Origin of the sequence: Rhizobium oryziradicis (assembly GCF_001939045.1) — a bacterium.
GTDB lineage: Bacteria > Pseudomonadota > Alphaproteobacteria > Rhizobiales > Rhizobiaceae > Allorhizobium > Allorhizobium oryziradicis.
Genome location: NZ_MKIM01000027.1, coordinates 564,668 through 578,623, shown reverse-complemented (window position 1 = coordinate 578,623; position 13,956 = coordinate 564,668). Strand labels below are relative to the sequence as shown.

Sequence of the window (13,956 nt, the reverse complement as noted above, 5' to 3'; positions counted from 1 at the left end):
CAAATTTGTGAATCAGATGTTAATAGTTCGTCAGAGGTGTAAAATCCTCGCTCGTTTCAATAGCCGACGGACAGACGTATGACAGCGAAAACGGACCGCGCGATTACACTCAGTTTTACTGCTGCAATCGTTGCTGCCCTTTCGAGTTGCACAGGCGCAAATGAGAGTGCCAAGGCAGACTTGGCACCCAAACCCGCAACCCACCAGGTTGCCGCTGCTGCATCCGCAAATACGACCGCACAAACTGCATCTGCGACAGGAAATCAGGTTTCTCCAGCCAATCCGTCCCAATCTGCTGTTGCAGCATTGGCGACAACCAAGCAGGGCAACGCCGCTTCTGCGGCGATTGATCTGGCGGCAGGGCAAGGCCCCATTCCTCCAGCCAACCCGCATGAATCAAATTCGGGCTCGCTTGGCCCAACGGTTGCGTCCGTCACCAGCGCCAATGCCCCCGCCAGCGTGAGCGACAATCAGCCGATTGGTCTGGAAAGCGAGGCACTGCAGCCGGATGTGATTGCCTTGCAATCGGCAATTCCAACACCACGGCCAGCATCGCTGGGCTATACTGCGCCAGCAATGCCCGCACAAACAGCAGCAAAGCCGGTGTTGGTATCCTTTGCCACGCTGGACGCACAGTTTGACACAAGCGCGCCCAACGCGCAGCCCCTGGTGGCAGCCTCCGCAACGCAAAGCGCCGGGCCGACCGTTATCAATGGTCTTGTCAATAAATATGCCGCACTCTACGGCATGCCATCGGCTCTCATTCATCGCGTCATCCACCGCGAAAGCCGTTATAATCCATCTGCTTACCACAGTGGCAATTATGGCCTGATGCAAATTCGCTATAACACAGCGCGTGGCCTTGGTTATGAAGGCAAGCCCGAAGGTCTGTTTGATCCTGAAACCAACCTGAAATACGCGATCAAATATCTGCGCGGCGCATGGATGGTGGCCGAGAACAATAATGACAACGCAGTGCGCCTCTATGCCCGCGGCTATTACAACGATGCCAAGCGCAAGGGCATGACCAATTATCTTCAATAGACAATCGGCCAGCCCCCTCCCCCATCACGAACGTTATTGAAGGGCGGCGACAACCGCCCTTAACAGATTCTGCGGCTTGTAGCCGACGCTGAGCGGGGTCAAGCCCATGCGCATAACGATCAGGCCGGCAGACGGTACGATCGCAATTGTTTGGCCATCATGCCCCTGCATCCACACGGTATCTGCTGGCAAGCCTGCTTCCGACTGCGCGCTGGGCTGCGGCCCCACACGCCACATGAAGCCTTGGGTATAAATCCCGTTTGATGCTTTGGTTCGCTGCTGCATCATGCCCAGATAGCCAATGGGCAACAGGCGTTTTCCGTTCCAGACCCCGTCCTGCAACAGCATTTGCGCGAATTTACCCCAATCCCGCGCCGTGGCGTAGAGATAAGAGCCGCCATCAAATGTGCCATTCTCGTCAGCCTCCAGCGTTGCACTTGTCATGCCAAGCGGTGTGAACAGGGCATCTTTGGGATAGCGAAGCGCATCCGCCTGCGTTGGCAAGCTGTTCATCCACAGGCGCGACACCAGAACCGCCGAGCCGGTCGAATAGGCGAATGTCGTCCCCGGCGTCGCAATCAACGGGCGGCTGGCAACAAAGCCAACCTGATCACGCTCCAGATACAGCATACGGGTCACATCGGCGAGATCGCTATAATCCTCGTCAAACATCAAGCCGCTTTGCATCGCCATCAAATCCGAAAGCTTGATGGCTGAGCGACCATCACCGCTCCACTGCGGAAAAAGATGATCCTGATCCAGCCGCATGGCACCGGCTTGCACCCGCAGGCCAACCAAAGCGGCTGTGACTGTTTTGGTCATGGACCATCCCAGAAGCGGCGTGTTGGGGCCAAAACCCTTGCCATAGGCCTCGCCGATCAGCTTGCCACCCCGCATCACCAGCACGGCCCGCATGCCCTGCCCCATCAAGGCGGGATCGGCAAAAATCGCCTTTAATGCAGGGTCACTTTCTGCGGCCCCCATGCCCTCCGGCCAGGGTGCTGTGCTGGTCACGCCATTGGCGGAGGCAACGTCTACTGCGGGAAGTGCAATCTTGCGCGCTTCATCCACGCGCCCATCAACCACATTGGCGCAGCCAAGGCCGGGACGATACAGCGCGACGCTAGGGGAAAATACGCCCAGAAAATAAGTGGTTACGGTGTTTGCCTCTCGGTCGACTGTCTGCCGCAAGAGCTTCAAGGCCGGATTTTGGGCGGCTTGAACATCCACTTGCAAAACCGTATCGGGATCGCGATGGGCGATAAACACGTTAGAGCAGACAATCTTGGCCGCATAACCCGTGCCAACCCGCAGAATTTCAGGTGGCGCAACAGCAAGCCAACCTGCGGCACCCGCTGTGAGCGCAGCAACGCCCAGGGCTGCGAATTTTAATCCTCGAATCACCAATGCCATTTCACATTCTCCACATCCGCAACAGCAGCCCGTTACAATGTAACAAATCTATTTGACAGAAAAAATCAGCAGAACTTTGTTCTCTCACCTCGTCAACAGGCCCCGTCATCAAACTGTAGTAGAGACACTCTATCCAAACCGGAACGTGACACAGGGCCTGAAGACCATGACCGAATTTGTTCCTGATGCGGGCTTTCGCAAAAATGAAAAGCTGAAATCAGCCCTTCTCCAGCATAGTGCCCTTTCTGCCAAGGGCCTGTCGGAGCGGCTGTTTGGCATTCTGTTCTCTGGCCTTGTCTATCCGCAGATCTGGGAAGACCCGGATGTGGATATGCAGGCCATGGCTCTGGCTCCCGGCCACCGCATCGTCACCATCGGTTCTGGCGGCTGCAACATGCTGGCCTATCTTTCCCGCGCACCGGAAAGCATTGATGTGGTTGACCTCAACCCCCACCACATCGCGCTGAACCGCATGAAGCTTGCGGCCTTTCGGCATCTGCCAGATCATATGGCGGTGGTGCGACTGCTGGGCTCAGACAATGCCCGCACCAATGCCACCATGTTTGACCGCTACATTGCGCCGAATCTGGATAGCAGCACGCATCGTTACTGGAACCAGCGCAGCCCGCTGGGTCGCCGCCGCATCACGGTGTTCAACGGCAATTTCTATCGCACAGGTCTGCTGGGCCGTTTCATCGCTGCTGGCCACGCGCTGGCGCGCCTGCATGGGGTGAAGCTGGAAGACATCACCCGCTGCCGCTCGATGGAAGAGCAACGGCATTTCTTTGATACCCGCATCGCCCCGATTTTCGAGCGCCCATTGGTGCGCTGGCTGACCAATCGCAAAAGCTCGCTGTTTGGCCTTGGCATTCCACCGCAGCAATATGACGAGCTGGCGTCTGTGTCCGAAACTGGTACAATTGCACCGGTGCTGAAGGAGCGGCTGGAAAAGCTTGCCTGTCATTTCTCCATCAAGGACAATTATTTTGCCTGGCAGGCCTTTGCCCGGCGCTATCCAAAGGCCCATGAAGGTGCCCTGCCAGATTATCTGCGCGCCGAATACTACAGCACAATTCGCGCCCATACCGACAACGTGACTGTTCACCACGCCAGCTACACCGAGCTTTTGTCCACCAAACCCGCAAGCTCGGTTGACCGTTTCATCCTGCTTGATGCGCAAGACTGGATGACCGACGAGCAGTTGAATGATCTCTGGACGGAAATCACCCGCACGGCAGATCAGGGTGCGCGTGTTATTTTCCGCACTGCCGCCGAAAAAAGCGTGATTGAGGGCCGCATTTCGGATGCGATCTCAGACCAATGGACCTATCTTAAAGAGCGCTCGGAACACCTGAACACGCTGGATCGTTCGGCCATTTACGGCGGCTTTCATATCTATGAGAAAAAGTCATGAGCAGCGCAACGACCGGCGAAAACATGAACCATGGCCACGCGAAAAAGATGGATCAGGTCTATCGCTATCAGCGCTATATCTATGATCTTACGCGCAAATACTATCTTCTGGGTCGTGATCGAGCGATTTTGAAACTTGACGTGCCCGAAAATGGCAGTCTTTTGGAAGTGGCCTGTGGCACGGGTCGCAACCTTCGATGCGCACAAAAGCTCTACCCGACCGCCAATCTGTTCGGGTTGGATATTTCAGAAGAAATGCTGGCGCAGGCTGGACGCAATTTTAAAAAAAGCGCTCACCCACCGCTTTTGCGCATTGCTGATGCCTCGGCCTTCACGGCAGCCGAATTCGGCGAAGGCGGGTTTGATCGCATCCTGATTTCCTATGCGCTCTCGATGATCCCCGAATGGGAAAAAGCCGTGGCTTGCGCGCTTGATGCGCTCAACCCCGGCGGCTCGCTGCATATTGTGGATTTTGGCCAGCAGGAAGACTTGCCACAGCGTTTTCGCCAAGGTCTTCATCGCTGGCTGGCACGTTTTCATGTCACTCCACGCTCCAACATGCGCGCGGCTCTGGCACGTCAAGCAGAGATCAGCCAAGCGCGCCTGACCTTCACCCCTCTCTACAGGGGATATGCGTGGCATGCGATTTTGCAAAAAAGGCATTGCATCCTGAGTTGAAAATAACTTTTTTTTAATGATGATAGAGCAGAAGATGGATAGCGCCTCTTTTGTTCTTGCGTGTGTGCGCCGGGCATCAGTGGCTTCACTCTTTGATTGAACGGGTTTCCGATGCGGTCGCTGATTTTAGCACTGATGCCACTATCCCTTATTCTGGCCTCTTGCACCTCCACGAGCTACGATCTCATGGAGACTGCTTCGATTCAGCCCCGATTCCACGACAAGGATCCGCAGGATTTCGGCATCAAATCGCCGCACCGCCATCAGGTGCATGGCATTGATGTGTCCAAGTGGAACGGCGACATCAACTGGACGCAGGTCAAGCAATCCGGCGTCGCCTTTGTCTTCATCAAGGCCACCGAAGGCAAGGATGTTGTCGATCCACGCTTTGCCGAATATTGGCAGGAAGCACGTGCCGCTGGCATGCCGCATGCGCCCTATCATTTCTATTATTTCTGCTCCACCGCCGATGATCAGGCCAATTGGTTCATTGCCAATGTGCCGCGCGATTCCATGGCCATGCCGCCGGTGATTGATGTGGAGTGGAACCATACCTCCAAAACCTGCACCACCCGCCCGCCCGCTGATGTTGTGCGCGCCCAAATGAAACGGTTTATGGATCGGCTGGAAGCCTATTATGGCAAACGGCCCATCATCTACACCTCCGTCGATTTCCATCGGGATAACCTCGAAGGTGCCTTCAAGGATTATTATTTCTGGGTCCGTGCCGTCGCCAAACACCCATCCGAGATTTACACGGATCGCAAATGGGCGTTTTGGCAATATACTTCAACCGGTGTGATCCCCGGCATCAAGGGCAACACTGACATCAACGTGTTTGCCGGAAGCAAGCAATACTGGAACAAGTGGGTGGCCGCCGTCTCTGCCCCACCACGGCAAGAGCGACAGGTGCAGCAAGCAGCAAATTGACTGCCACCACAAATTCGTGACCGCTTGCATAAGCAGCAAGCCACATTTCCATGTTAAGGTCATAAAGCTTGTGCACAGCAAGCCATCTTTTCAATTCGAGGATACTGCAACATGTCAATTGCCTCCCGTCTTACCGCAGCGGCCCTGCTGAGCGGTCTCATGGCCGGTTCCGCTTTCGCGCAAACCCCACAATGTGGCGGTGACCTGAACACATTCCTGCAAGGCGTAAAGGCGGAAGCGGTAAAAAATGGCGCTTCCGTTGAGGCCGCCGACAAGGCTTTGGCAGGCGCGCAAATCGACCAGAAGGTTCTGGCCCGCGACCGCGCTCAAGGTGTCTTCAAGCAGACCTTTACCGAGTTTTCGTCGCGCACGGTCTCCAAGGGTCGTCTGGATCAGGGCAAGAAGAAGTTGCAGGAATATGCCAACGTCTTTTCCCGTGCGGAAAAAGACTATGGCGTTGCCCCCGGCGTGATCGCTGCCTTCTGGGCAATGGAAACCGATTTTGGTGCGTTTCAGGGCGATTTCAACACCCGCAACGCATTGGTAACGCTGGCGCATGATTGCCGCCGCCCAGAGCTGTTTCGTCCGCAATTGCTGGCGCTGATCACCATGGTGCAGCATGGCGATCTCGATCCCGCCACCAACACCGGCGCATGGGCTGGCGAAATTGGCCAGGTGCAGATGCTGCCCAAAGACATCGTTGCCTTTGGCGTCGACGGCGATGGCGATGGCCATGTGGCGCTGAAAACCAGCGCTCCAGACGCCATCATGACGGCTGGAAAATTCATCCAGCACCTTGGCTTCAAGCGCGGTGAGCCTTGGATTCAGGAAGTCACCGTGCCGGACACTCTGCCTTGGGAAAAGAGCGGCTTTGATAGCGGCATGAAAGCCGGTGACTGGTTCAAGCTGGGCGTCAAGCCACGCGACGGCAATACCAAATTTGCCAACCTCGAAGGCGAGCTGGTGCTGCCGCAGGGCCGCAAAGGTCCAGCCTTCATCACCTACCCCAATTTTGGCATTTATCTGGAGTGGAACAAGTCGTTCATCTACACCACCTCGGCGGCCTATTTCGCCACCCGTCTGGAAGGGGCTGAGCCTTACCTGAAGGGCAATCCCGAACAGGGCCTGAGCGATGTCGAGATGAAGGAATTGCAGACCAAGCTGAAAGCCAAGGGCTATGACGTTGGCGACATCGACGGCATTTTGGGCGGTGGCACACGCGATGCCGTGCAAAAAGAGCAATTGAAGCATAATTTGCCCGCCGATGGCTGGCCGACCCCTGCTCTGTTGGCCGCTCTCTGAGCTTAGCTGCCAGATTTGGTTCCCAGTGCCACGCATCACCCTTGATGCGTGGCATTTTCTTTCGGATGATGCGAAAACCGAATGGCGCGTTTTGTCCCATCAACGTCCCGGACCTGTATTTCCGCAATTCACCGAGGCACTAAACTGGCAGCATGTTCAATAGACGTCGAGAGACTTACCATGCCAACCTCAAACACCGCCCTGCTTGTTATCGATGCCCAGCAATCCTTTCTCCACCGCCCCTATTTTCGCGAGGACGGGTTTGATGCCTATATCGCACGTCAGCAGGCGTTGATTGATGGTGCCAAGGCAGCCGGTATTCCCGTGGTGCAGATTTTCCATGTGGAAAAAACCGGCGTCTTTTCCGAAAGCTCCGGCTTTGTCAAAACCTTGCCGCAGTTGCAATGTGCGCCAGATGTCATCTTTCATAAAACCCGCCATAGCGCCCTGATTGGCAGCGGTCTGGATGTGTGGTTGATTGCCAATGGCATTCGCAATGTGATCGTCTCCGGCATTCGCACCGAGCAGTGCTGCGAAACCACCACCCGCAATGCCTCGGACCTTGGCTACAGTGTCGATTTCGTGGCAGAAGCGACCCTGACCTTCCCGATGACAGATGTCAGCGGACGGGAATGGAGCGGAGAGGAAATCCGCGCCCGCACCGAACTGGTGCTGGCAGACCGCTTTGCCCGGATCGCCACTGTGGAACAGGCGCTGGAAGGCATTAGAGAGAAGAAAGACGCATGACAGACGAGGCTGGCCAACCACGCATAATTCCGATGATTGTGGTTGTGCCACCCAATGCGTTGCTGCTGGATTTGGCTGGGCCGATGGAAGTGCTGCGCAAGGCCAATCTTGTGCAACAGGAGGTGCATTTCAGTGTGCGCTATGTCGGTGCCTCGGCGGATGTCATCAGTTCGATCGGTCTCAGTCTCAGCGGCATCGCGCCCCTACCCCATACTTTGCCACCAGACGCAATGGTCGTCATTTCCGGCTGTGCCGATGAGCCGCTTGTGGTCGATGGATCGCCGCCCTCGCCGCGCGACACCAGAGCGGAAGCCGAAATCATCGCGTGGTTGCGTGATACGGTTCAACAGGGCACAAAGCTCATCACCATTTGCTCCGGTGCGCTGTTTGCCGCAAAGGCGGGTTTGCTGGAGGGCTATCGCTGCACAACGCACCATGCCAATATTGCTGATCTGAAAAAACTGGCACCGACCGCCACCGTGTTGGAAAACCGCTTGTTCGTGGAGGATCAAAACCGGCTGACCAGTGCGGGCATTACCACCAGCGTTGACCTGATGCTGTCGCTGATTGCCAAAGAGGTTGGGCATGTCACGGCCCTGACCATCGCGCGTTATCTCGTGGTTTACCTGCGCCGCGCTGGCGGCGATCCACAACTCTCGCCATGGCTTGAGGGCCGCAATCACATTCATCCCGCCATTCACCGTGTGCAGGATGCCGTGACGGCAGATCCAACGCGCCCCTGGAGCGTGGATGCCATGGCCGATATTGCCATGACCAGCCGCCGCACGCTCTCACGCCTGTTTAATGACCATACCGGCATCAGCGTCACCGATTACGTCAACCGCATGCGCATGGCGTTGGCGCGCGAACTGGTGATCAATTCCCGGCTGGACATGGAAGCCATTGCCGAACGCTGCGGTTTTGCATCGGCACGGCAGTTTCGACGCGCGTGGAACCGGCTCTACCAGAGCCCGCCGCATCTGCTCCGCCGAGTTGATGAAAAAATGGGGTGATTCCTGCCTCTCATTTTCAGATCGCGCTTAAAAATGCGAAGACACTTTTGATGCCAAAACAGGTGAAAACGTCTCATAACGCCGCCATAACCAACTTATGGTGAAGAGCAGATTAACCTTGAAATATTTCGTTATCACGCCAATTTCACCTGTTGTTTCCAAGCGTTACCAATTGGCATTCCGGGCCCATCCACACTTCCGCTGCAATGCAGCACAGTTTTCGCTTTCCAAAAGACACAAAACGGTCATATTCTCTAAACGTTAACGCAAGGAGGCAGAGATGGAACTAACACGTTCATTCAACATCCTGGCAGTAAGTGCAGCATTTGTTTTTGTAGCGGTCATGCTGTTCATATGACATGAACCATGACAATTGGCTTTGAGAGGATTGAAAAAATCTCTGGCTAAACAGGATACAATAAAAATATCCGCAATTTGCAATCATGAGGCAAATTGCAAGGCACACCAGAAGAAACTGTCTTAATCGCGCGAACGCGGCATCATGCATAATTGCTTCATCGGACTCGATTCTAGGTGAAAATTATGCAGCAGATTAAACTATTGCAGCGCTGTGCATTGAATAATCGCACGGATCTGTTTGCCGCTATCCGGGCCCGCTGAATGGAGGGCCCGGATTTATGCGTTATAGCGGAAAGCTATTGATTGGCCATCAGGCCGTGGCGCTCACAGCAAGCTGCGCATCGCTCTCGACCATCAGCTTTGGCTTGCTCAATCCCAACTGTTGCAAGGTCGTGTTCACCAGCGGCGCGCGGTTCATGGTATAGAGATGGAATTCATCCACACCCCGGCGCTGCAAATCGGCAATCTGTTCAGCCGCAATTTCGGCGGCAACCCGCGCGCGATCTGCGGGGCTGTCTTCCAAACCAGCGAAGCGATCATCCAGCCATGCGGGCACGGAAGTGCCACACATTGAGGCAAAACGCTTCAACTGGGTGAGGTTCAAAATTGGCATGATGCCGGGGACAATCGGAATGGTGATGCCTGCGGCCCGCACACGGTTCAGATAATGCTCAAACAGGTCATTATCAAAGAAAAACTGGGTAAGCGCCCGCGTGGCACCATTGTCCACCTTGCGTTTCAGCATATCGATATCCATGGCGAGATCGGCACTTTCCGGGTGCTTTTCAGGATAGGCCGAGACTGAAATTTCAAAATCTCCCAAATCCTTAAGACCCGCCACCAGAGCGGCGGCATTTTCATAGCCACCGGGATGCGGCTGATAGGCAGAGCCAACGCCCGTCGGCGGATCGCCGCGCAAAGCCACAAAGTGCTTCACGCCCACGGCCCGAAACTCTTCCACCACGTTGGCCACGTCTTCGCGCGTTGCGCCCACGCAGGTCAGGTGAGATGCCGTGGCAAGCGGCGTTTGCCCAATCAGGCGGCGCACAGCCGCAAGCGTTGGCGCTTTGGTGGTGCCACCAGCGCCATAGGTGACGGAGACGAATTCCGGCTCCCAACCGGCCAGATCATCCACCGTTTCCCAAAGCTGGGCTTCCATATCCTCGGACTTGGGTGGGAAAAACTCAAACGACAGCTTGAAAGGACGCTTCAGCGCCTGTGTTTGCAAATGACCAGCCATCAATAGCCTCCCACCAATTTTGGTTGTTGCGCAACATAGGTCTCGGCGGCCTTATAGGTTGCCAGCCAGAGTGTTGCCGTTAATGCTTCGCCGGGTTGCTGGCGCGGGGCAACATCCACCGCATTCTCCACCTCAAAACCCGCTTTTATCAGCCAATCGCCCATCAATTGATGGGAAAAACCAAGTCGCACATGGGCATGGTCGTCTCGCAGATGCTCCAGCTTATGCGGAGCGAGATCGATGATCACCAAGCGCCCGCCGGGCTTCAGCATGCGGGCCGCTTCCTGCAACGCCAATTCAGGCTCGACCAGAAAGTGTAAAACCTGATGGATGATCACGATGTCAAATTCACCACCATCCAGCGGCAGGTTCAAAATATCGCCCTGGCGCACAGATGCCTTGATGACACCCGCCTTATCCAGATTGGCCCGCGCCACCGCCAGCATATCGCGGCTGGCATCAATGCCCACTGCGCGCTGATAGCGGCTCTCCAGCAATTGCAAAATCCGGCCTGTGCCAGTGCCGAGATCCAACAGCGCATCAACAGGATAATCGCCGATCAGCGACACAAGCGCCACCTCGACCTCCGCGTCGTTCACATGCAGACGGCGTAGCTCATCCCACTCTGCAGCATTGCGGCTGAAATAGGCTTGGGCTTTCTCCGCCCGCGCACGCTTTACAGCACCCAGCCGATCACCATCCCGCTGCAAAACCGCATCGGAGCCGGAGGCTTCGTCCAGCAACAGGCGCGCAACCCGCGCGGCTGGGCCATCCTGCTTCAAGCGAAAGTAAGCCCAGGCACCTTCCTGATAACGATCGACCAGATCGGCCTCAGCCAACAGCTTCAAATGGCGGGAAATGCGCGGCTGCGATTGGCCGAGAATGTCTGTGAGATCAGACACCGTCAAATCGCCAGCGCCCAGCAGAGCCAGCAGCCTCAGCCGCGTCGGCTCGCCAGCCGCTTTCAGCAAATCCACCAGACCATCGAGGGTAAACGCCATCGCCACATTCCATCAATCAAGATATAAACATATCTTTATGTGATGTATTTGCATTTTGCAAGCCTAATACCAAGTTTCATTCAAAATGGCTGCGGATATCAGGCGCAATAAGCAGGGATAGATCCGATGCTTTTCGGCACTTGCAAGGCCGTTTGCGACCGCTTTGGTCCCAAAGCAAGTGCCTTTCGATAGAGGCACCATGGCATGTCTCATCGAAACTCAGTCACAACCACCGATCCAGGTCGACCAAAGTTGAAAACCCGCCACAAGGTGGCGGGTTTTCAAGGTAGAGAACATGGTTTCGAGACTTCGAGGCACTTGGCCGCGAAGAGACAGGCCGTATGGCTGCCGGATGTCAGAATTCCTCCCAACTCTCCTTAGCCACGGCGGCACCAACACGACTGCTGACGACGGGCCGCGACGCAACGGGTCTTGGCCTCGATAAAGGCACTGACGGTGCAACGCCGCGCTGCGCCGATTGTGTGGGCTGAACATGTCCCACCCTAAAGCCGGCGATCAATTCTGCAAGTTTTCGCGCCTCTTCGGCAAGCCCCGCACTGGCAGCGCTGGTTTCTTCCACCATCGCCGCGTTTTGCTGGGTTGCCTGATCCATATGGTTCACGGCAGTATTCACTTCCGCAAGTCCAACGGACTGCTCTTGCGCCGCTGTTGCAATCGCGTCCATATGTTTATTGATCGCTTCCACCACCGTCGCAATTGCGCCGAGGCCGGAGCCGGTTTCATTCACCAGTTTCACGCCTTCAGACACCGCTATTTCCGAATTGCTGATCAACTGCTTAATCTCTTTTGCGGCAGTGGCGGACCGCTGGGCAAGCTCGCGCACTTCTTGCGCAACAACTGCAAATCCCTTACCGGCTTCGCCAGCACGGGCGGCCTCAACACCTGCGTTCAAGGCCAGAAGATTGGTTTGGAAGGCAATTTCGTCAATCACGCCAATGATCTGCGCAATCTGTTTTGATGCGTCCTCAATGCGCCCCATGGCATTCACAGCGTTGCTGACCACCACACCGGATTTGTCGGCCCGATCTCGCGCATCACGCACCAGATCCCGGGCCTCGCCGGTGCGAGACGTGGTCGACTTCACATTCGACGTAATTTCTTCAAGCGCTGCCGCTGTCTCCTCAAGGGAGGCCGCCTGCACTTCGGTGCGTTTCGCAAGATCGTTGGAGGCATGCGAAATTTCGCCGCTGCCACCACGCACAGCACTTGCCGATTCCCCGACAGCCAGAATCGCCGAGCGAAGCTGGACAACAGAGCTGTTAAAATCGTGGCGCAGGGCTTCAAACTGCGGTGCGAATTGCTCGTTGATTTCGCAAAGAAGATCTCCACTCGCCAAACGCTGCAAACCTGTTGCAAGCGAGCCCGTTGCCTTGTTCAGACGCTCTTCTGCATCCGCTTCAGCTCGCCGCTGCACTTCAATTCGCTCTTCTTCCGAGCGTCGACGGCTTGCCTCGGCCTGCGCTTCAAGCTCATGATTGCGGATGGCAGCCTGACGGAAGATCTCGACAGAACGCGCCATATCGCCAATTTCATCACTGCGCTCAACGCAGGGAATTGCCGCATTCACGTCGCCATCGGCAAGCGCCTTCATTCGATTTTGAATCGAGTGTATGATAGAGGATACCTGTCGCGCCGCCAGTGCAGACAGCGAAATCACCAGCGCCGACACAATAAATGAGATCAAAGCTGAATTATATAAAGCTGATTTCAAACTCTCGAGCTTTTGAACAGATTGCCTTTCGACCAAAGCGCCAGTCTTTGCAATGGCATCAGAGATGATACCAGCCCGCTGCAATGTCGCATCAGACCAGCGCGCCACTGCAGCTTTGTTTTGAGCGACCGGCTCATTGATATACATTACCTCAAGGGTCTGCGTCAGAAACTGTCCATCGGGCGACTGGTCAAACTTCGTAATGTCCGAAGTGACCTCAGGCGGCAGAAACTCCGCCACTTGCACACCATAGCGCGCCCTCAGCCCTTTCGCGTAGGCGAGGAACGCATATTCTGGCAACGAAAGCGCTCTTCCACCCAGGAAGTTTTTGCCAAACTCGATTTCGATCAAGCCTGCGTCTGAAACCTGTAACAACGCATGATAGCCGTCCAATGCGTGAGATAGCGTAATATCATTGATGGCTGCTCCAGCGCGACGCACCAGTTCCAGGCCATAAGCCGCGGCAGGCTGCAAATACGTGAGCGCCTCGTCATCGGTCGCAGTCCCGTTGTCGACGTGGGTGCGATATGTCGCCAAATACGTCATCTTGGTCTTAAGCTCGGCGATAGATTTTTCGATGACTGGATCACTGGCTCCCAGATTTTTCCAATCATCATAGGCGCTCAAAATCCCGGCATAGGTGGTATCCGTCACCGCGCGGCGCTCTTTAAGCTGTTGCGGTGTGGCGAAGGTTTCCGATGGCAAGGCTTGCGCCAAACGCCCCCCTGCTTCGCCAACGCGCTGCAGATAAAGCTGCGTATCAAGCTCTTCATAAATCCGGTAGCTACTAAAGGTAGAGTTTAAACTTGCCCATAGAAATGCAATGAGCGGCACAATTGCCAAGGCGTAGAGCATTGTCCGCAACGATAATTTTGACATTCTATAGTTCCCCCCAGAAGGCACCCGCGACCAGAATTCTCAGATATGGATTCAAACGTTTTGGGCACCATTATACCAAAGGCAGGTAAATACAGTAATAATACCGTTTTTTATTTGCTTATATGGAACCATTCGTTGAAATAACAGGATTAATTTAAGGATTGTTTAAAATAGAAATTCAAGCAAAAGCCCTGCCACAGCAGA

General features: G+C 55.3%; 11 protein-coding genes. 7 read left to right on the top strand and 4 right to left on the bottom strand.

Annotated features, from left to right (window positions below):
• The first annotated feature begins 78 nt into the window (after window positions 1-78).
• A complete protein-coding gene (locus BJF95_RS13770) occupies window positions 79-1,044 on the top strand; it encodes a lytic transglycosylase domain-containing protein (protein ID WP_075639998.1) in 966 nt (321 codons plus the stop codon).
• Between the two features lie 33 nt (window positions 1,045-1,077).
• Here BJF95_RS13770 and BJF95_RS13765 read toward each other — a convergent pair whose 3' ends face one another.
• On the bottom strand, window positions 1,078-2,457 hold the full coding sequence (locus tag BJF95_RS13765) for a serine hydrolase domain-containing protein (protein WP_075639997.1): 1,380 nt from the start codon (window positions 2,455-2,457) through the stop codon (window positions 1,078-1,080).
• A gap of 166 nt (window positions 2,458-2,623) precedes the next feature.
• Here BJF95_RS13765 and BJF95_RS13760 point away from each other — a divergent pair, with 166 nt between their 5' ends.
• From BJF95_RS13760 to BJF95_RS13735, 6 genes are all read left to right on the top strand, one after another.
• Window positions 2,624-3,871, top strand: a complete 1,248-nt coding sequence (locus tag BJF95_RS13760) for a BtaA family protein (protein ID WP_075639996.1) — start codon at window positions 2,624-2,626, stop codon at window positions 3,869-3,871.
• Window positions 3,868-4,548, top strand: a complete 681-nt coding sequence (locus BJF95_RS13755; protein WP_075639995.1) for a class I SAM-dependent methyltransferase — start codon at window positions 3,868-3,870, stop codon at window positions 4,546-4,548. Before BJF95_RS13760 ends, BJF95_RS13755 begins: the two co-directional genes overlap by 4 nt.
• A gap of 111 nt (window positions 4,549-4,659) precedes the next feature.
• A complete protein-coding gene (locus tag BJF95_RS13750) occupies window positions 4,660-5,478 on the top strand; it encodes a glycoside hydrolase family 25 protein (RefSeq protein ID WP_075639994.1) in 819 nt (272 codons plus the stop codon).
• A 111-nt stretch (window positions 5,479-5,589) separates the two neighbouring features.
• Complete coding sequence (locus tag BJF95_RS13745; protein ID WP_139317497.1) at window positions 5,590-6,780, top strand: lytic murein transglycosylase; 1,191 nt, start codon at window positions 5,590-5,592, stop codon at window positions 6,778-6,780.
• Between the two features lie 180 nt (window positions 6,781-6,960).
• Window positions 6,961-7,527 carry an isochorismatase family protein gene (locus BJF95_RS13740; RefSeq protein WP_075639992.1) on the top strand — a complete coding sequence of 189 codons (567 nt, stop codon included), beginning with the start codon at window positions 6,961-6,963 and terminating at the stop codon, window positions 7,525-7,527.
• A complete protein-coding gene (locus tag BJF95_RS13735; protein WP_075639991.1) occupies window positions 7,524-8,540 on the top strand; it encodes a GlxA family transcriptional regulator in 1,017 nt (338 codons plus the stop codon). The genes BJF95_RS13740 and BJF95_RS13735 overlap by 4 nt, the downstream gene beginning before the upstream one ends.
• 670 nt (window positions 8,541-9,210) lie before the next feature.
• On the opposite strand, the gene metF is transcribed toward BJF95_RS13735, so the two are convergent.
• The 3 genes from metF to BJF95_RS13720 form a co-directional block, all read right to left on the bottom strand.
• Window positions 9,211-10,140: a methylenetetrahydrofolate reductase [NAD(P)H] gene (gene metF, locus BJF95_RS13730; RefSeq protein WP_075639990.1), complete on the bottom strand. Its 930-nt coding sequence runs from the start codon at window positions 10,138-10,140 to the stop codon at window positions 9,211-9,213.
• The gene (locus tag BJF95_RS13725; protein WP_075639989.1) at window positions 10,140-11,141 is read right to left on the bottom strand and encodes an ArsR/SmtB family transcription factor; all 1,002 of its coding nucleotides are present in this window, start codon (window positions 11,139-11,141) and stop codon (window positions 10,140-10,142) included. The genes metF and BJF95_RS13725 overlap by 1 nt, the downstream gene beginning before the upstream one ends.
• Window positions 11,142-11,496: 355 nt before the next feature.
• A complete protein-coding gene (locus BJF95_RS13720; RefSeq protein ID WP_075639988.1) occupies window positions 11,497-13,752 on the bottom strand; it encodes a methyl-accepting chemotaxis protein in 2,256 nt (751 codons plus the stop codon).
• Between the last annotated feature and the right edge of the window lie 204 nt (window positions 13,753-13,956).

Coding starts and splice junctions, on each gene's coding strand:
- BJF95_RS13770 (WP_075639998.1), top strand. CDS start 79: ATGACAGCGAAAACGGACCGCGCGATTACACTCAGTTTTACTGCTGCA.
- BJF95_RS13765 (WP_075639997.1), bottom strand. CDS start 2,457: ATGGCATTGGTGATTCGAGGATTAAAATTCGCAGCCCTGGGCGTTGCT.
- BJF95_RS13760 (WP_075639996.1), top strand. CDS start 2,624: ATGACCGAATTTGTTCCTGATGCGGGCTTTCGCAAAAATGAAAAGCTG.
- BJF95_RS13755 (WP_075639995.1), top strand. CDS start 3,868: ATGAGCAGCGCAACGACCGGCGAAAACATGAACCATGGCCACGCGAAA.
- BJF95_RS13750 (WP_075639994.1), top strand. CDS start 4,660: ATGCGGTCGCTGATTTTAGCACTGATGCCACTATCCCTTATTCTGGCC.
- BJF95_RS13745 (WP_139317497.1), top strand. CDS start 5,590: ATGTCAATTGCCTCCCGTCTTACCGCAGCGGCCCTGCTGAGCGGTCTC.
- BJF95_RS13740 (WP_075639992.1), top strand. CDS start 6,961: ATGCCAACCTCAAACACCGCCCTGCTTGTTATCGATGCCCAGCAATCC.
- BJF95_RS13735 (WP_075639991.1), top strand. CDS start 7,524: ATGACAGACGAGGCTGGCCAACCACGCATAATTCCGATGATTGTGGTT.
- metF (WP_075639990.1), bottom strand. CDS start 10,140: ATGGCTGGTCATTTGCAAACACAGGCGCTGAAGCGTCCTTTCAAGCTG.
- BJF95_RS13725 (WP_075639989.1), bottom strand. CDS start 11,141: ATGGCGTTTACCCTCGATGGTCTGGTGGATTTGCTGAAAGCGGCTGGC.
- BJF95_RS13720 (WP_075639988.1), bottom strand. CDS start 13,752: ATGTCAAAATTATCGTTGCGGACAATGCTCTACGCCTTGGCAATTGTG.